Here is a 17974-nt window from a genome sequence, read left to right on the forward strand (position 1 = left end):
TAAGATCGCAGGCTATTTGCCGGATTCAGGAGAACAAGTGAACGGGCAAGCCACCAGCGAGTCACAGCGAACAACAGGTGGGGAAACTCCCAACTAGCCGCGCAGAGACGATACGCACCTCAACAATTACGTAATACCTAAGCCGCACAAATTCGCAAGAGGATATTCAAGAGTCCACGCCAGGGACTTTCTGAGCGGGGCAGGGCTTGGAGGGACCAGAACGGGGACGTGAATGGCCCGTGAAAGCAAAAAGGGCCAGAGAGGAATACTCTCTGGCCCTACGCTATCAATGGTCGGGGCGACATGATTTGAACATGCGACATCCTGCTCCCAAAGCAGGCGCGCTACCGAGCTGCGCTACGCCCCGAAATCAAGAAAGACTCTCTACGGCAAAACAGCAAGCCTATCAAGGCCTGCTGCCTAGCCCTTTTCCGGCAGACTTCCCGTCCACTTGTCCAGAGGCGCGGCCTCTTCAACCAACATGACCGGGATCTCCTCGCGCACGGGGTAGACCACGGCGCACGCCGCGCACAGAAGCCCATCCTGCCGGGGCAGCAGCAAGAGCCCCCCATGGCACGTGGGACAGGCCAGAAGTCCCAGCAGCTCAATATTCAGCGCCATGCATTCCTCCGCGTCAAAGACTGACCCCCCTATACCCGACCCGAGCCGCACACACAAGCGCCCTTGCCCCTTGACGCCATAGACGGTTTGGCTAATAGAAAGATCTCAAAATCATGTTTTCATCTATACGAGGCCACCATGCACCAGCGCATCGACCTGCACACCCACTCAACGGTCTCCGACGGCACCCTGACCCCGACGGAGCTTATGCGCGCTGCCAAAGCAGCGGGACTTGCGGCCATCGCCCTCACAGACCACGACACCTTCGAGGGGTTGGCCGAAGCCAGGGCCGAGGCGGAAAAACAAAACATCGAGATGGTGCCTGGCTGCGAACTCTCCCTTGACTTCAACGGCCTGCCCACGCACCTGCTGGCCCTCTTCGTGGACGAGCGTCCTGGGCACGTGGTGCATGAACTGCTCCGCGTTCGTAAGGCCCGCGCCGCACGCAACCTCACCATGCTGGAAAAGCTCAAGACCGTGGGCGTGCACCTGAAGCTTGAGGACGTGGAAAGCCACGCCACCGGCGTTGTGGGTCGCCCGCACATGGCCCAGGCCATGCTGAAGGCCGGGGTGGTTCGAACCTTTGAGGAGGCCTTCGCGCGGTTCCTCGGCTCTGGCGGCCTGGCCTACGTGCCCAAGGCCAAGCTCACCCCTGTCGAGGCTATTGGCGCCATACACGCGGACGGCGGTCTGGCGGTGCTGGCGCACCCTTACCTGCTTTCGCAGCAGCCCCGGCAGCTTGAGGCCATGCTCACGGAACTGACCGGCATGGGTCTTGACGGCGTTGAGGTGTACTACACCGAGCACTCCGACAAATACACGGCTCTGGTGGCGGACCTGGCCCAGCGCCTTGGGCTGCTCATGAGCGGCGGTTCAGACTTTCACGGCGCGGTGAAGCCCGGCGTGAGCCTGGGCCGAGGACGCGGCGGTCTTTTCGTGCGCGGAGAGCTGCTGGACAAGATGAAGCAGGCCTTACAGCAACGACAGCCGCGCTCCTATTAACCGCTTGCCCAGCAGCATCACTTTTTGCTATATATCCGTATCGCGCGTGGCAGCCACTCGGCTGCAGTTCACGGACAGAAGTATCGGAGATGCAGCAAATGGATGCCCAGCAGGACGCCAGCCTGTTCAAAGCACCTGGCCAGCCAGCCATTGAAAACCCCGAAGCCAGCCGCCGCGTCGAGCGCCTGCCCGGAGTCCATCTTCAGTTGAAGGTGGGCAACCAGCTGTTCTTGCGCCTGCTCTGCGTAGACCAGCGCTATGAAGGCAAGGTGGTGGGCCTTGAGCCCTTCTCCTACACCATTGTCCAGGTGCGCCTGCCCCAAGACACCCTGTCGCGCCTGAGCCTGAACCCCGGCGTAGTGGCCCAGTTAAACGCAGGCGGAACGCTTTTCGGATTCCGTTGCGACGTGGTCAACCGCGTAAGCAATCCGGCCCCGCTGCTGTTCCTGTCACACCCAGACAGCGTGGAGCGTGTAGTGCTGCGCCGGTCAGAGCGCGTGGACGTCACCCTGCCTGGCACCATCCACGGCGCCTTCGGTGATCATCAGGTGGTGCTTCTGGACCTTGCTCCCTCCGGGTGCAGCTTCGCCGCCCGCTCAAATTTGAAAAGCCCCCTGCGCGACGCCCAGCGAGGCGAACGCGTCGTGCTGCGTTGCGACCTGGGCTGCGGCCAGCCCCTCATGGCGCCCCTGACCCTGCGCCGAATAGACGAGCAAAAGGGGCGCATCACCATGGGCGGACAATTTGTGGACATGACCGAAGACAACAGCCGCCTGCTGCACGACTATCTGCAGCGCATGCACGGCCTGCTGGGCGACTAGGCCCGGACGAGGCCCGACCTGCCGCGACCGCTTCCCGCTAGAGTCCCTTGCGCTCCACAAAGCGCAGCAGCAACACGCCGCCAGCCACAAAAGCTACAATCACCGGCCAGTGCCAGACTCCCAGCAGGCCCGGCAGCGTGACCTTGCCATAATCGCCCCAGATGAGCACGCTGGCCTTGAGCGCCGGATAGGCCTCGGCAAACACAGCAGCGCCCACAAGCATCCCGGCCATGCCCGCCAGGGCGTCCACGCGCCCCTCGCCCAGAGCTGCGGCCGCAGTGCCTGGGCAATACCCCAGAAGCGCCCAGCCTATGCCGAAGATCAGCCCGCCCAGCACGTTGCCGCCCAGAATCAGGGGCTTGAGCGACAGCTTGGCCAGGCCGAGATCCACCAGCAAATACACGCCCACCATACCCACAAGAATAGTGGTGAGCATGAACTTCACGATGGTCATGTCCTTGAGCAGAAGCGCGCCGATCTGGCGGTCGAAGCGGATGACCTCCGCCCGCTGCAAAAGCACGCCAAAGGCAATGCCCGTAATAAGCCCGAACCACAGTTCCATGGCTATTTCCCTCCCCTGCGGCCATACACCAGCCGCGCCATGACGAGCCCGCCCGCAAAAAAGCCCATGAGCGAGACGAAGCCGCTGGCCGCCAATTGCAGCGAGCCGGAGAGCCCGTGCCCGCTGGGGCAGCCGTCTGCCAGCCGCGCGCCGAACATGGCCGCCGCGCCGCCCAGAAAAGCCAGGCCTATGCGCAAGCCGCGCGCCTGCCCAAACCTTGCGGCGAAGCGATCAGGCACGAGCTGGATGCGAAAAGTGTTGCTCAAAACAGCGGCGCCCAGGGCGCCCAGGCCGATTCCAGCCACGAACAAAAACTGCCAGTCGATTTTTGGCGCTTCCTTGATGAAATAGGCCATGGTCGACACGCGTTCTGCGTCAACCGCGCTTTCCACAAATCCCGCAGCGCGAACATAAGTCGTGGACGCGCCGAAATACTTGCCGGTGGCGTATACGGACAGCACGAGCAGTAGTCCGGCAAGGGCTCCCGCCAGATACGGGTTCCAGGCTTTTGATGGGCTTTTCACTTCCATGGCGATTCCTCCTTTTTCAAAGCGATACCCCAGAGGGGTATATTGGAATGATACACACTCTATTCCGGGCGTCAAGGGGGCGTGCTGAAAATCCGCCTATGCCCCAACATGGCTTGCCTTTGCCCCGAAATACGTGCAAAAAGATGGTATCAAATTTCCCAATCCATCATAACTACAGTCGAGGTCGCCATGTCCACTCAAAAGGCTTCAGCAGCCCCAAAGAAACACACGAGCGCCAACCCCAAAAATAGCGGCGGCACCCTTGCGCCGGAGCAATGCTCCCCAGTGGAGACCCTGAAGGAAGACATCCGCAAGCACATGTTCGCCTTCCTGGGCAAAGACATCACCCGCGCGGGCATCCACGATTATTTTAAGGCGCTTGCCTACACCATGCGCGAACGCATGGCCGAGCACTGGATACGCACCCAGCGCTCCTATTATGACGAAAGCGCCAAGCGCGTGTACTACCTTTCCCTGGAATTCCTGGTGGGGCGCTCCCTGAAAAACAACGTCCTCTGCCTCGGCCTGGAGGACCAGGTGCGCGAAGCCCTGACCGAAATGGGGCAGGACTACGAAGAAATCAGCGAGACCGAATGGGACGCCGGGCTTGGCAACGGCGGCCTGGGGCGCCTGGCCTCCTGCTACCTCGACTCTCTGGCGACTCTGAACATTCCGGCCTATGGCTACGGCATCCGCTACGAGTACGGCATCTTCCACCAGAGCATTCAGGACGGCTGGCAGGTGGAGCGCCCGGACAACTGGCTGCGGTTCGGCAACCCCTGGGAGTACGACCGGGCGGGCTACCTGTATCCCATCCAGTTCGGCGGCCAGGTGCGCGCCTACACCGATGACCAGAACCGCCTGCGCGCCGTGTGGGAAGGCGGCGAGAAAGTCATGGCCATGGCCTACGATATGATGGTTCCCGGCTATGAGAACGGCAACGTCATCAACATGCGCCTGTGGAGCGCCAAATCAAGCCGCGATTTCGACCTGGAGTTTTTCAACTCCGGCGCCTACCTCAAGGCCATCGAGGACAAGGCCAAAAGCGAGAACATCTCCAAGGTGCTCTACCCCACGGACAGCTTCGTGGAAGGCCAGGAACTGCGCCTCAAGCAGCAGTACTTCTTCGTCGCCGCCACATTCCAGGACATCACCCGCCGCCACTTGAAGCACCACCAGGGATTCGAGGACCTGCCCAAGCTTGTGGCCGTGCAGCTGAACGACACACACCCGGCCATCGCCATCCCGGAGCTCATGCGCATCCTGCTGGATGACCACCTGCTGCCCTGGGAAAAGGCCTGGGAGATCTGCGTGGGCACCTTCGCGTACACCAACCACACAGTCATGCCCGAAGCCCTGGAGCACTGGCCGGTTGAGCTCATGAGCCGCGTGCTGCCGCGGCACATGCAAATCATCTTCGAGATCAACCGCCGCTTCCTGGACCAGGTGCGCAAACTCTACCCCGGCGACGACGACCGCCTCTCCAGGCTCTCCCTCATCGGCGAGGACTTCGGCAAGCGCGTGCGCATGGCCAATCTGGCCGTGCTTGGATCGCACTCCGTCAACGGCGTGTCCGCCCTGCACAGCGACATCCTGAAGGCCAGCCTGTTCAAGGACTTCTACGAGATATTCCCCGAGCGCTTCAACAACAAGACCAACGGCATCACCCCCCGGCGCTGGCTCAGGCAGTGCAACCCCGGCCTCACCGGGCTCATCACCGAAGCCATCGGCGAGGGGTTCATCACCGACCTCGCTCGACTGGAAGAGCTGAGGCCCTTTGCCCAGGACTCTGAGTTCCGCGCCCGCTGGGCCAAGGTGAAGCACCACAACAAGCAGCGCCTGGCCGAGTACGTGCTGCACAAGATCGACCACAAGCTCAACCCGGACAGCCTCTTCGACGTTCAGGTGAAGCGCATCCACGAATACAAGCGCCAGCTCATGAACGTCCTGCACGTCATCAGCCTTTACGACGACCTGCGCTCCGGCATCATGGGCCGCGACATCGTGCCCCGCACGGTGATCTTCGGCGGAAAGGCCGCGCCCGGCTACCGCATGGCCAAGCTCATCATCCGGCTCATCCACGCGGTTTCCGACGCAGTGGCGCGGGAACCCAAGTGCGCTGGCGTCTTGACCGTGGCCTTCCTGCAAAACTACTGCGTCTCCAACGCGGAAAAGATCATCCCCGGCACCGAGCTCTCGGAGCAGATATCCCTTGCAGGCACCGAGGCCTCGGGCACAGGCAACATGAAATTCGCGCTCAACGGCGCGCTGACCATCGGCACCCTGGACGGCGCGAACATTGAGATCCGTGAGCGCGTGGGCGCGGAGAACTTCTTCCTCTTCGGCATGACCACGCCGGAGGTGAACGAGCTCAAGGCGCGCGGCTACAACCCCTGGGAGTACTACCAGAAGGACGAAACCCTGCATCGGGTGCTGGACCTCCTGGCCTCCGGCCACTTCTCGCCCCTGCAGCCAGACCTGTTCCGGCCCATCGTGGACAGCCTGCTCAAGGACGGCGACCGCTGGATGCTCCTGGCGGACTTCCGCTCCTATGTGAACAGCCAGAAGGAAGTGGCCCACCTCTACCGCAGCAGCGACCTCTGGGTGGAGAAGTCCATCCTGAACACTGCGGGCATGGGCTTCTTCTCGTCCGACCGCGCCATTGCCGAGTACGCGCGAGACATCTGGGACGTGAAGGTATAACAGCGGCAAAGCAAAGAAGCGCCTCTTCGGCGGAGCCGCATAAAACGACGACCCAAATGGCCGGATTTCGAGCAGATGCCTGGAGTTCGGCCATTTTGTTGGTTAAAAGGGGCGCTTCAATAGCCCCCTTGGCAACACCATCCGCTTGGGCTACCGTCATTTCAAGCTGTTGAACGACAATTCAGAAGTTGCCGCACGGCCAGGAACGCCTTCCAGCGGGCTTCGAAGGCCATACGAGCACCCCGCAACCATCATGCAACAGGAGTTTCACCAATGCGCCTCAAACACCTCGTCATCTCCCTTGCCATCGTGGTCATGGCCGCAAGCACCGCCCTGGCTGGCAGCCCGGTCATCGTGCACTTCTTCGTCGTGCCCGCATCCATACCGGCGGAGAAACTCAACGGACTGAATGACTATCTCATCAAAACCGCTGGCGGGTTCACTGCCTCGCGCAGCTTTGGCGGCGCCATGGGCAACCTGGGCAAGGACTACGCCCCCGAGAACCTGAGCTACACAGTCTCCGCACCCAGGAACGTCTCCGGCGAAATCAGCGGCTACCTGAAGAAGAGCTTCGGCCTGAAGGAAGTGTTCCTGCTGACGTGGCCTGCGGAACGCCTGGACAACTAGCGCCAGGGTCAGAAATCTGCGGGATCGCTTCTTCGCCTCTGCGGGCCTTGGCTTTCGGGCGCGCTTTGGCTACTCTTGCGCCCAACGAATCGGGCTGCGCGCACCTTTGCAAACACCTTTGGGCCAAGCGCCGCAAAGCCAAGGAGTTTTCATGCAGATCCTCTCCAGTCAGGTAAAAAGCTACATGGAACGCTCGTCCTGGATCCGCCGCATGTTCGAGGCGGGCATCGAGCTCAAGAAGCAGTATGGCGCAGACCAGGTCTGCGACTTCAGCCTGGGCAACCCGGACCTGCCGCCGCCCGCATGCGTGTGCCAGGGCCTGCACGACATCGCCGACGAGGCGAACGAGCCCTTCGCCTTCGGCTACATGCCCAACTTCGGCTACCCCTACGTCCGCGAGGCGCTGGCCAAGTTCGTGTCCAAGGAGCAGGGCGTGGACATCACGCCAGAATGCCTGGTCATCACCTGCGGCGCGGCCGGAGCCATCAACGCCTTCTACCGCGCTGTCATCGAGCCCGGCGACGAGGTGCTCTGCCCGGCCCCCTACTTCGTGGAGTACGGCTTCTACATTGAGAACCACGGCGGCGTGCTGAAAACCGCGCCCGCAAGGCCCGGCACCTTCGACCTCGACGTGGCCGCCCTTGAGGCCGCTATCACCGATAAGACTCGCGTCCTGCTCATCAACTCGCCCAACAACCCCACTGGCGTTGTCTACCCGCGAGAGACCCTGGCGGAGCTTGCGGCCATGCTGACCCGCAAGAACGCGGGCCGGGCGCGGCCCATCTTCCTTCTGGCCGACGAGCCGTACCGCTTCCTGGCCTTTGACGGCATGGAGGTGCCCTCGCTTCTGCCGCTGTACCCGTACACCGTGGTGGTCAGCTCCTTCTCCAAGAATCTTTCGCTGGCCGGCGCTCGCGTGGGCTACGCCCTGGTGAACCCGACCATGCCCGGCAAGGACGAGCTGGTGGCCGGCATCATTCTGGCCAACCGCATCCTGGGCTTCGTCAACGCCCCTGCCCTGGCGCAGAAGCTTCTGGCCAAGGCCCTGGGCTCCCAGGTGGACGCGGGCATCTACGCCCGCAGGCGCGACGCCATGAAGCAGGTGCTGGACGCCGCAGGATACAAGTACCCCCTTCCGCGCGGGGCGTTCTACTTCTTCCCTGAAGCGCCCGGCGGCGACGACGTGGCCTTTGTGAGCCTTTTGGTGGAGGAGCGTATCCTGGCCGTGCCCGGCAAGGGCTTCGGCTGCCCGGGGCACTTCCGCCTGGCCTTCTGCGTGGGCGAGGACGTCATCAAGCGCTCCGCCGAGGGCTTCAAACGGGCCATGGACAAGGCGTCGAAATAAACGACCGTCGCCAAACCGCACAACACACCAAAGCAAAAAGGCTTGGACCGAATTCGGTCCAAGCCTTTTTGCTGGCCAAGGGTGGTTCGGGGCGGTGCCCCGCAATTAGCCTAGTACACCTGTTTCTGCGGGGCAGGGGTGCCTGAGAGTTTCTTCGGCTGCTCAACCGGCTTGTCCGGTGCTTTTTCCGGGGCCTTGGCGGCGGTTTTGGGCGCAGGGGCCTTTGGCACCAAGGTCATGGTGCCAAGGGCGGCGAAAGTGGTGGCCTGGCGCAGGGAGAAGAGCAGGGGCTTTTCGGTGTCCACGCGAAACTTGTCGCCGGGCTTGAGGGGCCTATTGCCCGCCAGGGACAGCAGGCGGCTGGACGGGCCGTTGCTGGTGGTCTCAGCCACGGTGTACTCACCCGGCGCAAGGTGGATCTCTCCGCCGCTGGCCCAATGCACGCTGGTGCTGTGGCCTTTGGAATCAACAAGCTTCAGGGTCTGCACCTTGCGAGGTTCGATGTCCACAAAGAAGGAAGCGGGCCGCGCGCCCACGGTCTCGCGCACCACCTGATAACGGGCAACGCCCTGCGCGGATGATGGCAGGCGGTACTTGTCGATGAAGGCCTCAGGATCGAGGATGATCTCCCAACCCATGTCCTGCCCGTCGTTGGATTGCGGGCGGGCGGTATAGCCCTTAAAATTAAGGATTTCCTTCCACTTACTGCCCAGCACGCCCTCAATGACGAGCTGATCGCCGACAACTGTGTGCAGGGTATCGCCTTGCTTCACCTGCACGCTTTTGCCGTTGACCCAGCAGACAAACACGGGAGGCCCGGCGGGCAGCGGGGGCGGCATCTCGCCGGCGAAGCGCACGGTGGTGGAGCTGACCTTGCGGCCATCCACGCGGGTTTCAAGCTCCTGAAAGCGCTCCAGGGCCATGCGTGGAGAATCGACGATGTTCACGCCCTGGCGATCAGAGGCGAACACGGCCACCACCTGTCCGTGGGCGTCGTTCTTGCCGGTGGAGCCAGGATCGACCTTGATGGTGCCGCCGGGCTGTACGGCGAGGGTCTGCCCGTCCAGGGGCTTGCCGTTTATCTTGGGACGGCTGTCGCGCTCGTACAAGCGCTGGACCTCGGCTTCATCGATGCGCGGGGTTACGATGTCCACCCCACAGTGCTTGAGCAGCACGGAAGTGGCGTAGACTTGGTGCTTGACCTTCCAGCCCAACGCACCGATGTTCTTGCTCACCTCCACGGCCATGGCCGGGATGTTCAAATTTGCCAAAGCATAGAATGTCAGGGACTTGCGCATCTCCATGGCGTACCGGCTGTCTGCCTCGAAGGTGCGCGTGTTGAAAAGCTTGAACTGGTAGTCCTGCTCTTTCACCGATGCGTTGATCTCGGCCAAAGCGGAGTTCACGAGGCGCGCCAAGTCCAGACGATCATGCACGTTGGCGTCGATGATGACGGACTGGCCCCAACGGGAGGGGTTGCGCAAGGGGCTCACGTACACGGGGTCGTAGAAGCCGGACCCCTCGTGCAGATGGATCAGCGCGCTGGACTGCGAGAGCAGGAACCGCACGGCCCGTGCGAGGCGATCCTCGTAGAACTGATTGTAGTCGCGGTCGAAGCGGCGGTTCATGTCCACGTTGACCAAGCGCTGGTGCGCGTGGATGGACGGAATATTGGCGCGTGGCACGACGATGAGGTTGCCCTTGACGACGCGGCTTTCGGCCAGAAGCTGCGCGGCCAGGAATCCCGTGGGCTCATCGCCCTGGATGCCGCCCTGGATCATGACCGTGGGGCCGGGCGTCTCGCCCTGGATGAACACCACGGGCAAAGGATACTGCGTGCCCTCGAAGAACACAAAGCTGCTTCTGCTTCCGGCCTGCGCAGAGGATGCTGCGGCCACAAGCAAAAGGAAGGACAGGCTAATTGCCCAGAGAGTATGTTTCGCCAAGGATCACTTCCCCGTCGGAATTCTTGATCTCCACCCGCAGCCCAAGGGCCTCCCTGCGGGTCAGGCCTTCCGGCACGCGGGTGGTGGCGGAGATGCGTTTGAATCGCTGGATCTGGTAGGTCAGGTCAGAAGCGCTGGCGGCGTCCAACTCCGTCAGGGAGCCGTCGCTGCGCAGCAGCAGCAGGGTGATGTCGCCCGAGGCCGAGCCCTGGGCGCGATTGTTCAGGTCGAAGCTGGTGGTGAGGGTTGCGCCCACAACCTGGGCCCTGAAATTCTCCACGGCGATGGTGCCAGCGTTGACCTTGACGAAGGCGCGGCTCGCGGCCTGAGCCGACTTCTCAACCACGCGGCCCTGCCCAGCATCCTTGCCTGCGTCCTTGCCGGACGCTCCGCCCTTTTGCAGCTTATCCAGATTGCCTAGCCGCTCCAGGTTCACCTGGGCCTCGGCCAACTGCACCTCAAGGTCGCGGCGTTCGGAAAGCAGGCTGCGGTAGCCGACGAAAGAGCGCAAGCCCACGATGAGGCCGATGAGGACGATGACGGTCAGGGCAGTGGAAATCCACAGCAACAGCCGGAGCCTCCTGGGGCTCACGCGCAACGTCTTCACGTCCGCGTCGTCCCGCATGAAAAGCACGCTGTAGCTGGAGTTCTTCATCAGCTCTTGCCCCAGTTCTCGCTCAGGATGACCCAGGCGTCGCCACGCGGGGCGATGATAAGGGTCTTGGGACCCTTGTCCGAATGCCCGGAGCTGTCCTCATAGGTCTGCTGGAAGCTCACCTTGAGCCCCTTCTGGTGCATGGCCACCTCGACCTTGTCCGCTGCGATGCGCACCGGGGTCTTGCTGCCCCAGAGGGCTTTCTTGTAGTCGCGGATGGCCTTGGCGTTGTTCTGTTTGCCGTTTGTGGCGTCCTCGGCGTAGAAGCCCATGTATTTGTCCACATCGGCCGCCAGCCAGGATTCCATCCAGCCCTTGAGCATCTTGTCCACCTCGGCGCGCTTGGTGGTCAGGTAACGGGTCTCCAGGGTGGGGGAGGCGTCGGTGTACTCGCCGCCGACAATGCGCCAGGCGCCATCCTTCTCCTTCTGCCAGTAGAAGCGCTTGCCCACAGCGGAAACAAGGTCCTGGGTGCGGTAGTACTGCTCAAAGGTGGTGACGACATAATCCGGCCCTTGAATGACGCGGATGTTGTCCACCATGACGTGGATCCAGGGCTGGCGGTTGAAGATGCCCTGCTTGTGGCTCTTGAACTGGTTGAAGGCCATGCCCTCGGTCTGGGAGAACTTCTCAGGCTGGAAGTAGTCGAAGAAGCGCTCGCGCTTATTCTGCCAGTCGCTGGCCCACTGGCGCACGCGCTCGGCAAGGTGCTGGGCGGTGGGGTCGGCTGTGGTGTCCTTGCTCCAGGTGAGCTTCTTGGCGATGACCACGGGGGTGCCGGAGGGAATCTGTCCGTCCAGGCTCTTGATGTCCTGGGCGGTAAGGGCCACGCAGCCGCGCGTATCCTGGGCCAAGAGCTGCTTGCCCCGGCCATGGATCCAGATGCCGTGGCCGGTCTTGCCTTTCAGGCGATCCACCGGGTTGGGGAAATTCAAGCTGAAGGCCCGGTCCCCGTAAAGCTCGAAGTCGAGCTTGCCGGGCACCTTGTCCTCCACGAAGTACACGCCTTCCGGCGTGCGCTTATCGCCTTCGCGGGTTTTGTCGCCCTGTGCCTGGCCCGTGGCGCAGGTGAGCTTGCGCACCACCTCAAGGGGACTCTTCTTCCCGAACATGAAGAATGTCTGGGAGTCCTTGTCGATGCCAAGGAACATCTCGGGGCTGGTGGACTGGGATGAGACGTGCGTCTCCCAGCCGGAACCCGCCGCGAGGGCAAGGGCCGGAGCCAGGGCAAGACTTGCCGTAAAGAGAATGGTGCGTACGATTTTCAAGGCTCTTCCGCGTTCGGTTGCGGCGCCCCACTCGGTCCCTGCGCGAGGCGACCGGGACGCCCGTTGTCACCTAGCTCTTGGCCGCAGCCACGAGCTCTTTGCGCGTAAAAATGGACTTCAGCGTCAGACCGGCTTCGGCCAAACGTTCGCTTCCGCCCTCTTCGCGGTCCAGCACGCACAAAACAGCGCCCACGGTGAACCCGGCGGCGCGGATGCGCTCCGCCGAAGTGACCAGGGTGCCGCCGGTGGTGACTACATCCTCCAAAAGGGCGATCTCATCTCCGGGGGTCACGTTCTTGAGGCCTTCCAGGAACTGGTTGGTGCCATGTCCCTTGGATTGCTTGCGGATGATGAGGGCCGGCAGGGGGCAGCCCTCCAGGTGCGAAAGCACGGACACCGAGGCAACCAGAGGGTCCGCTCCCAGGGTCATGCCTGCCACGGCGCGCGCGCCGGAACCTTTGAGCATCTCCAGAAACAGCTTGCCGATGAGATACCCGCCCTCGGGATGCAGTGCGGTCTGCTTGCAGTCAAAATAATAATCGCTCTTGCGGCCGGAGGTGAGGGTCACCTCGCCTTCGACATAGGACAGCGTCATGAGCAGACGCGCAAGTTTCGCCTTTGAATCCTTCACGATTACTCCTGTCCCTGGCCAAAGACCCGTTCAAATATGGCGTTTACATACCGTAGGTAATAACAGGGGTCGAACAATCTTTCAAGAGTTTCTAGACTTAAGTGTTCGCGAATCTGGGGGTCGTTCAGGACTTCGTCTTTGAATGGACGGCGAGTGTCCCAGGAGCGCATTGCCGGGGCCTGCACCATCTCGTAGGCCTTCTGCCTGGGCAGGCCAAGGTCAAGCAGACCCACCAGCACACGCTGGGAATAAAACAGTCCGAAGGACCCTTCCAGGTTCCGGGCCATGTTCTCGGGAATCACGCGCAGGTTCTTGAGCAGCCCGGCCAAGCGGTTCAGGATGTAGTCGGCCAGGATCGTGCTGTCCGGCATGATGACGCGCTCGACTGAGGAGTGGCTGATGTCGCGCTCGTGCCACAGGGGCATGTTCTCCATGCTGGCGATGGCGTTGGTGCGCAGCAGGCGCGAAAGCCCGCAGAGATTCTCGGCGCTGATGGGGTTCTTCTTGTGTGGCATGGCGCTGGAGCCTTTCTGGCCCTTGGAGAAGCCCTCCTCCACCTCCAGCACCTCGGTGCGCTGCAGGTGCCGCAGCTCGGTGCACAGACGCTCCACCCCGCCGCCCAAAAGAGCCAGGGAGGTGAAGAAATGCGCGTGGCGGTCGCGCTGGATGATCTGGGTGCTCACGGGGTCCACGGCGAGGCCGAGGAGTTCGCAGGCGTGGGCCTCCAGTTCCGGGGAAAGGTGGGCATAGGTGCCCACCGCGCCAGAAATCTTGCCCACGCGGACGTCCTCCACCGCAGCCGCGAAGCGCTCCTTGTGGCGGGCGAATTCGGCGTGAAACCCGGCCATCTTGAGGCCGAAGCTGGTGGGCTCTGCGTGGATGCCGTGGGTGCGGCCCATGCACAAAAGGTCCTTGTGCGCAAAGGCCATGTCCTTCAGCACCGCCAGCACCTTGTCGATGTCGGCCAGGATCATCTTGCCCGCGCGCGCAAGCAGCACGGCGTTGGCCGTGTCGACGATGTCGGAGCTGGTGCAGCCCAGATGGATGAACCGGGCGCTCTCGCCGACTTTCTCTTCCACTGCGGTGAGAAAGGCGATGACGTCGTGGCGGGTCTTTTCCTCGACCTCAAGGATGCGGTCCACGTCAAAGCCGGCCTTGGCGCGAATGACGGCCATGTCCGCAGCCGGAATGACTCCGAGCTTGGTCCAGGCCTCGCACACGGCCAGCTCAACGTCGAGCCAGGCCTGGAAGCGGGCTTCCATGGTCCACAGGGCCGCCATTTCAGGGCGGGAATAACGATCGATCATGGTTGTGTTCCGTCCTGTGTTTGCGGACCCGCAGTATGCCAGGGTCCAGCGCTTGCGGGTCAGGGCGGCAAAAATGCGAGGGGAGAGGCCGCCCTGCGCCAGGAAGTGCGCATGAAAAAGGCAGCCAGGGCTGCCTTCCGTACAGTGCTAGCTGGTGGCCGCTGTGGCTGTTGGCGCGGCGGCGGCGGGCGCAGGCGCTACCGAAGCCGCCTCAGCGGGCTTGGCCCCGACCGCGTCCGTGGCCGGAGCGCTGGCGGGCGCTTCAGCTCCGGCGGAACCGGAAGGCGCCGGGCCGGAGTATCCGCTGGCATACCAGCCGCCCCCCTTGAGCACAAAGGAGGTGCTGGAGATTATCCTGCTGGCGTTGCCGCCGCACACGGGGCAGGGAATGTCCCGCTCCTCGTAGTCCTTCTGCCATTCCTCAAAAAGCTGTTTGCAGTCCTGGCAGTTGTACTCGTAAATGGGCATGGATTATCCTCCAAACCAAAAAAGGGCCGCAAAACAGGCCCGGAACTGAGGGGGGCGGCTCCCCTAGCTGGTGGAGCCGCCCGCCTGAACAGTGCGCCTATTTGCTCTTGGCCGCAGCCTTGGCTTCGCGGATGCGCACCTTGAGGCGCTCCTCGCGACGCTTGCGACGACGATCGATTTCTTTCATGCGCTCGATTTTTTTCTGCTTGCCCATATGTCCTCCTGGAGAAATACGCGGATTAATGCTTGAATGGTCGCTTCTAGCGCACATCGCGGTGCATGTAAAGCGCCTGGCCGAGCCCGCCGCCATTGCCCTTGACGCCGCGCGATCAAGACCTCATTATCTAGGTGCGGGACAGCCCGCAATAATCAATGATCCTTAGGAGCGCATCATGGCAACAGATACTCTCACCCACGCGGTGGCCGACATCGCCGAGGTGTTCATGTTTGAGCAGTGGCTTCGGCATTATTTTGTTGTTGAGAAAGAAGGCAAGCTGCATATTGAGATCCCCCACGACGACCTGAAGGAGATCTACGCCAAGGAAGAGCATCTGGGCGGCTTGGCCGACATGCTCAACAACGCGGAAATAACCTATGAAAAATGCCAGGCCACGGTGTGCGCGTTTGTGGGCGCGCGGTACGACGGATCGAAATACGGCCCGGAAGTCATTTCCCGCTCCCTGGACAGCAAGGCCTTCAAGATCGAAATGTATGTCTTCGGCGTTTGGATGAAGGGCCATGAGCAGTTTCTGGACGCCCAGCGCCTGCCTTTTTCCGAATGGCGCGAGATGTACGCCGGGTGGAACACCATGAACGAGGTGAAGGAATACCGGAAAAAACTCATGGCTGGCGGAGGAAACCCCAACGAGCCCGCCACAAAGTCCGTCCACTAATCCCTCATCTGGTCCGGGGTTTGCAGGTGAAGGGCGCCGGGATTTTCCCGGCCAGGCATTACGCTTCCGCCTGAAACCCCGGACAAGCGAGGTCCTGTAACGTGTGCGCCCTCTGGTCACAGGAACGAGACGAAGCTCTGCGCAAACAGCGGATCATCACCGGCCTGCTGGAGGACATCCGCGACCAGCGCGCCAAGATCAAGCTGGAATTCGACGAGGGCGTCACGAGCATCAAGGACATCACCGCCACGCTGCTTGAGTACGACACCAGCGGGATGACGGTGGAAGTCTCAGCGCTCAAGGGCGCCACGCACGCCTTTGACGGCGTGAACATCGCCTGCTTCTTCCGCGTGCGCGACAGGGATGCCCGCGACCGCGAGCAGTACCTGACCTTTGACACCAACGTGCGCAACGTGGAGCAGCGGCCCAGCGGCGCGGTTCATTTCAGCCTGAGCTTCCCGCAGAACCTGAGAAGCGCCCAGCTCCGACGCAGCGTGCGCGTCAAGGTGGATGGGCGCAAGGTGCCCGAACTCACCCTCTGGCCGGACTTCTCCGGCTGGCAGGACATGAGCAAGCTGACTGCGGTCCTGGGCGCCGACCAGCTGGCCAGCCGCGAGTTCAAGGTGGACAATTTCTCGGCCAACGGGCTGCGCCTGCTGGTAAGCTCCAGCCTGATGCATAGCGCCATGCCCGACCCGGTGAAGGGCACCCGCTACGCCGTGCATTTCCGCGCCATTGCCGAGCCCGGCGCCGCGCCTGCGTCATTCTGGGTCAGCGCGGCGCTGCGCAACGTGTTCCGCGATCCGCAAACAAGCGAGACAGCCCTCGGCTTTGAGTTCGTCGCCGAGGGGTTCATGGACGAAAAGCACGGGCTGGTGTGGCGGCCCCTGCGCTTCGATGAGGTATCCGGGCTGGGCAAATTCGTGTTCAAGTGGAACCTGGACCTGTACCGCGAAAAAGGCATGGGCTCCTGAAGCCTGCCCCCCATTCCCCGCGCAGCCGCCAACGGGCGCATCCTCCAGCCGGAGGGTCCGCCTTTTTTTTGGCCTAGCGGCGGCGAATCGGCACCACGGGCCAGACCTGGATGGGCTGCTGCTCCAGCGGATAGGGCTCCTGCACCTTCTTGGGAGGAGTGTGGCCCATGACCGTATCGCCGGTGGCGTCGTCGCGGCCAAGCTGAATGGACCCGGTGTCCGTGCCCATTTCATAGTCCTGGCGGTTCTTGGCCGTATCCTTGTTGGGAAATTTTGGCTGGGGCTCCGCGGTTTTGCCCGCCGGAGCAGCCGCACCTGCGGCAGGCCTCGCCGCCTCGCCCGGCGCATCGGGGAACGTGAGGGGAACAGGCGACGCCGCCCCGCGCACGCTGTTCTGAGCCAAGGACGCACCAGATCCGCAAACCAGCACGGACAGCATCAACGCCGCAGCGAAAAAAAACATTTTTGCTTGGGGGGTCGGGAACATGGCAGCCTCCTCGGACGCGTGGCCCGCGGCCCGGCCAGTGTGCGCCAGGAATTAGGGTTTGAATCTTGCCCGGCTTCAGTATATACAGGGCAGATACAAAGAAGCAACGGCCCTAGCGGAAGGCCAGCCCACGCAGAAGGAGAATAACAGCATGTCCCATCGCGCCGATGCCTACAAAGCCGCAGGGGTCAACATAGATGAAGCCAATGTGTTCGTTGAGCGCATCAAGGCTCTGGCCGCCAGCACCCACAGCAAGGGTGTGCTCTCTGGAATCGGCGGTTTCGGCGGGCTCTTCAAGCCCGACCTGACCAACGTGGCCTCCCCTGTGCTCGTTTCCGGCACGGACGGCGTGGGCACCAAGCTCAAGCTGGCCTTCGCCTTTGGCACGCACGACACCATCGGCATCGATCTGGTGGGCATGAGCGTCAACGACGTGCTGGTGCAGGGCGCGCGCCCCCTCTTCTTCCTCGACTATTTCGCCACAGGCAAGCTCGACACCGACAAGGCCGTGCGCGTGCTGGAAGGCATCGTGGACGGCTGCAAGCAGGCAAAATGCGCGCTGCTTGGCGGCGAGACAGCGGAAATGCCCGGCTTCTATCCCGACGGCGAGTACGACCTCTCCGGCTTCTGCGTCGGCATGGTGGACTACGAGCGCATCGTTGACGGCTCCCAAATCGCCAACGGCGACGTCATCATCGGCCTGGCCTCCACCGGCCCGCACTCCAACGGCTACTCCCTCATCCGCAAGATTTTTGAATCCTCAGGCCTCAAGGGCACCGACATTCTGCCCGGCGACACCCAGACCGTGGCGAGCGCCCTCATGGCCCCCACGCGCATCTACGTGCAGCCGGTGCTGAACCTGCTGCGCGACCTGCCCATCAAGGGCATGGCCCACATCACCGGCGGCGGCTTTTACGACAACCTGCCCCGCGTGCTGCCCAAGGCCGTCACGGCGCACATCCGCTTCGGCTCCTGGCCCATCACCCCGGTGTTTCTGTGGCTCAAGAACCAGGGAAGCCTGTCCTGGCCGGAAATGATGCAGATCTTCAACACCGGCATCGGCTACGTGCTCATCGCTAAAAAGGATGTTGCCGAGGACATCATGAACCGCCTGTCGGGCATGGACGTGGCCGG

18 protein-coding genes and 1 tRNA gene are annotated in these 17974 nt (G+C 62.5%); 8 read left to right on the forward strand and 11 right to left on the reverse strand.

What is annotated here, in order from left to right; all coding sequences use genetic code 11:
- Window positions 1-290: 290 nt before the first annotated feature.
- Together Q8O35_RS10220 and Q8O35_RS10225 are read right to left on the reverse strand one after the other, a co-directional pair.
- A tRNA-Pro gene (locus tag Q8O35_RS10220) sits at window positions 291-367 on the reverse strand.
- 53 nt (window positions 368-420) lie between these two features.
- A complete protein-coding gene (locus tag Q8O35_RS10225) occupies window positions 421-621 on the reverse strand; it encodes a Trm112 family protein (protein WP_305572905.1) in 201 nt (66 codons plus the stop codon).
- Between the two features lie 138 nt (window positions 622-759).
- Here Q8O35_RS10225 and Q8O35_RS10230 point away from each other — a divergent pair, with 138 nt between their 5' ends.
- A complete protein-coding gene (locus Q8O35_RS10230) occupies window positions 760-1623 on the forward strand; it encodes a PHP domain-containing protein (RefSeq protein ID WP_305572907.1) in 864 nt (287 codons plus the stop codon).
- Window positions 1624-1721: 98 nt separating this feature from the next.
- Window positions 1722-2444, forward strand: a complete 723-nt coding sequence (locus tag Q8O35_RS10235; protein WP_305572909.1) for a PilZ domain-containing protein — start codon at window positions 1722-1724, stop codon at window positions 2442-2444.
- Window positions 2445-2481: 37 nt separating this feature from the next.
- Here the strand turns inward: Q8O35_RS10235 and Q8O35_RS10240 are convergent, their stop codons facing one another.
- Window positions 2482-3006 carry a DUF6691 family protein gene (locus tag Q8O35_RS10240; RefSeq protein WP_305572911.1) on the reverse strand — a complete coding sequence of 175 codons (525 nt, stop codon included), beginning with the start codon at window positions 3004-3006 and terminating at the stop codon, window positions 2482-2484.
- A gap of 2 nt (window positions 3007-3008) precedes the next feature.
- Window positions 3009-3536: a YeeE/YedE thiosulfate transporter family protein gene (locus Q8O35_RS10245; protein WP_305572913.1), complete on the reverse strand. Its 528-nt coding sequence runs from the start codon at window positions 3534-3536 to the stop codon at window positions 3009-3011.
- 189 nt (window positions 3537-3725) lie between these two features.
- On the opposite strand from Q8O35_RS10245, the gene Q8O35_RS10250 reads away from it, so the two are divergent.
- From Q8O35_RS10250 to Q8O35_RS10260, 3 genes are all read left to right on the forward strand, one after another.
- Window positions 3726-6239, forward strand: a complete 2514-nt coding sequence (locus tag Q8O35_RS10250; RefSeq protein ID WP_305572915.1) for a glycogen/starch/alpha-glucan phosphorylase — start codon at window positions 3726-3728, stop codon at window positions 6237-6239.
- A gap of 273 nt (window positions 6240-6512) precedes the next feature.
- Window positions 6513-6866 (forward strand): hypothetical protein, encoded by a 354-nt coding sequence (locus tag Q8O35_RS10255; RefSeq protein WP_305572917.1) that lies wholly within the window; start codon window positions 6513-6515, stop codon window positions 6864-6866.
- A 151-nt stretch (window positions 6867-7017) separates the two neighbouring features.
- A complete protein-coding gene (locus tag Q8O35_RS10260) occupies window positions 7018-8211 on the forward strand; it encodes a pyridoxal phosphate-dependent aminotransferase (RefSeq protein WP_305572919.1) in 1194 nt (397 codons plus the stop codon).
- Between the two features lie 110 nt (window positions 8212-8321).
- Here the strand turns inward: Q8O35_RS10260 and Q8O35_RS10265 are convergent, their stop codons facing one another.
- From Q8O35_RS10265 to Q8O35_RS10290, 6 genes are all read right to left on the reverse strand, one after another.
- The gene (locus Q8O35_RS10265; RefSeq protein WP_305572921.1) at window positions 8322-10157 is read right to left on the reverse strand and encodes a M14/M99 family metallopeptidase; all 1836 of its coding nucleotides are present in this window, start codon (window positions 10155-10157) and stop codon (window positions 8322-8324) included.
- Entirely contained in the window at window positions 10129-10812 is a 684-nt protein-coding gene (locus Q8O35_RS10270; RefSeq protein WP_305572923.1) for a hypothetical protein, read from the reverse strand. Before Q8O35_RS10270 ends, Q8O35_RS10265 begins: the two co-directional genes overlap by 29 nt.
- The gene (locus tag Q8O35_RS10275; protein ID WP_305572925.1) at window positions 10812-12080 is read right to left on the reverse strand and encodes a L,D-transpeptidase family protein; all 1269 of its coding nucleotides are present in this window, start codon (window positions 12078-12080) and stop codon (window positions 10812-10814) included. Before Q8O35_RS10275 ends, Q8O35_RS10270 begins: the two co-directional genes overlap by 1 nt.
- A 70-nt stretch (window positions 12081-12150) precedes the next feature.
- Window positions 12151-12675 carry an orotate phosphoribosyltransferase gene (pyrE, locus tag Q8O35_RS10280; RefSeq protein ID WP_371133122.1) on the reverse strand — a complete coding sequence of 175 codons (525 nt, stop codon included), beginning with the start codon at window positions 12673-12675 and terminating at the stop codon, window positions 12151-12153.
- A 38-nt stretch (window positions 12676-12713) separates the two neighbouring features.
- Window positions 12714-14018, reverse strand: coding sequence for an adenylosuccinate lyase (gene purB, locus Q8O35_RS10285; RefSeq protein WP_305572929.1), 1305 nt, complete (start codon window positions 14016-14018; stop codon window positions 12714-12716).
- 147 nt (window positions 14019-14165) lie between these two features.
- Entirely contained in the window at window positions 14166-14486 is a 321-nt protein-coding gene (locus Q8O35_RS10290; protein WP_305572931.1) for a zinc ribbon domain-containing protein, read from the reverse strand.
- A gap of 392 nt (window positions 14487-14878) precedes the next feature.
- Between Q8O35_RS10290 and Q8O35_RS10295 the strand changes: the two genes are divergently transcribed.
- Together Q8O35_RS10295 and Q8O35_RS10300 are read left to right on the forward strand one after the other, a co-directional pair.
- Window positions 14879-15379: a hypothetical protein gene (locus tag Q8O35_RS10295; protein ID WP_305572933.1), complete on the forward strand. Its 501-nt coding sequence runs from the start codon at window positions 14879-14881 to the stop codon at window positions 15377-15379.
- A gap of 101 nt (window positions 15380-15480) precedes the next feature.
- The gene (locus Q8O35_RS10300) at window positions 15481-16353 is read left to right on the forward strand and encodes a hypothetical protein (RefSeq protein ID WP_305572935.1); all 873 of its coding nucleotides are present in this window, start codon (window positions 15481-15483) and stop codon (window positions 16351-16353) included.
- 73 nt (window positions 16354-16426) lie between these two features.
- Here Q8O35_RS10300 and Q8O35_RS10305 read toward each other — a convergent pair whose 3' ends face one another.
- Window positions 16427-16840: a hypothetical protein gene (locus tag Q8O35_RS10305; protein WP_305572937.1), complete on the reverse strand. Its 414-nt coding sequence runs from the start codon at window positions 16838-16840 to the stop codon at window positions 16427-16429.
- 151 nt (window positions 16841-16991) lie between these two features.
- Between Q8O35_RS10305 and purM the strand changes: the two genes are divergently transcribed.
- Window positions 16992-17974 (forward strand): phosphoribosylformylglycinamidine cyclo-ligase (gene purM, locus Q8O35_RS10310; RefSeq protein ID WP_305572939.1); only part of this gene is annotated, 983 nt, incomplete at its 3' end.

The organism is Humidesulfovibrio sp., from assembly GCF_030689645.1.
Classification (GTDB): domain Bacteria; phylum Desulfobacterota; class Desulfovibrionia; order Desulfovibrionales; family Desulfovibrionaceae; genus Humidesulfovibrio.

Coding starts and splice junctions, on each gene's coding strand:
- Q8O35_RS10225 (WP_305572905.1), bottom strand. CDS start 621: ATGGCGCTGAATATTGAGCTGCTGGGACTTCTGGCCTGTCCCACGTGC.
- Q8O35_RS10230 (WP_305572907.1), top strand. CDS start 760: ATGCACCAGCGCATCGACCTGCACACCCACTCAACGGTCTCCGACGGC.
- Q8O35_RS10235 (WP_305572909.1), top strand. CDS start 1,722: ATGGATGCCCAGCAGGACGCCAGCCTGTTCAAAGCACCTGGCCAGCCA.
- Q8O35_RS10240 (WP_305572911.1), bottom strand. CDS start 3,006: ATGGAACTGTGGTTCGGGCTTATTACGGGCATTGCCTTTGGCGTGCTT.
- Q8O35_RS10245 (WP_305572913.1), bottom strand. CDS start 3,536: ATGGAAGTGAAAAGCCCATCAAAAGCCTGGAACCCGTATCTGGCGGGA.
- Q8O35_RS10250 (WP_305572915.1), top strand. CDS start 3,726: ATGTCCACTCAAAAGGCTTCAGCAGCCCCAAAGAAACACACGAGCGCC.
- Q8O35_RS10255 (WP_305572917.1), top strand. CDS start 6,513: ATGCGCCTCAAACACCTCGTCATCTCCCTTGCCATCGTGGTCATGGCC.
- Q8O35_RS10260 (WP_305572919.1), top strand. CDS start 7,018: ATGCAGATCCTCTCCAGTCAGGTAAAAAGCTACATGGAACGCTCGTCC.
- Q8O35_RS10270 (WP_305572923.1), bottom strand. CDS start 10,812: ATGAAGAACTCCAGCTACAGCGTGCTTTTCATGCGGGACGACGCGGAC.
- pyrE (WP_371133122.1), bottom strand. CDS start 12,675: ATGACGCTGTCCTATGTCGAAGGCGAGGTGACCCTCACCTCCGGCCGC.
- purB (WP_305572929.1), bottom strand. CDS start 14,018: ATGATCGATCGTTATTCCCGCCCTGAAATGGCGGCCCTGTGGACCATG.
- Q8O35_RS10290 (WP_305572931.1), bottom strand. CDS start 14,486: ATGCCCATTTACGAGTACAACTGCCAGGACTGCAAACAGCTTTTTGAG.
- Q8O35_RS10295 (WP_305572933.1), top strand. CDS start 14,879: ATGGCAACAGATACTCTCACCCACGCGGTGGCCGACATCGCCGAGGTG.
- Q8O35_RS10305 (WP_305572937.1), bottom strand. CDS start 16,840: ATGTTCCCGACCCCCCAAGCAAAAATGTTTTTTTTCGCTGCGGCGTTG.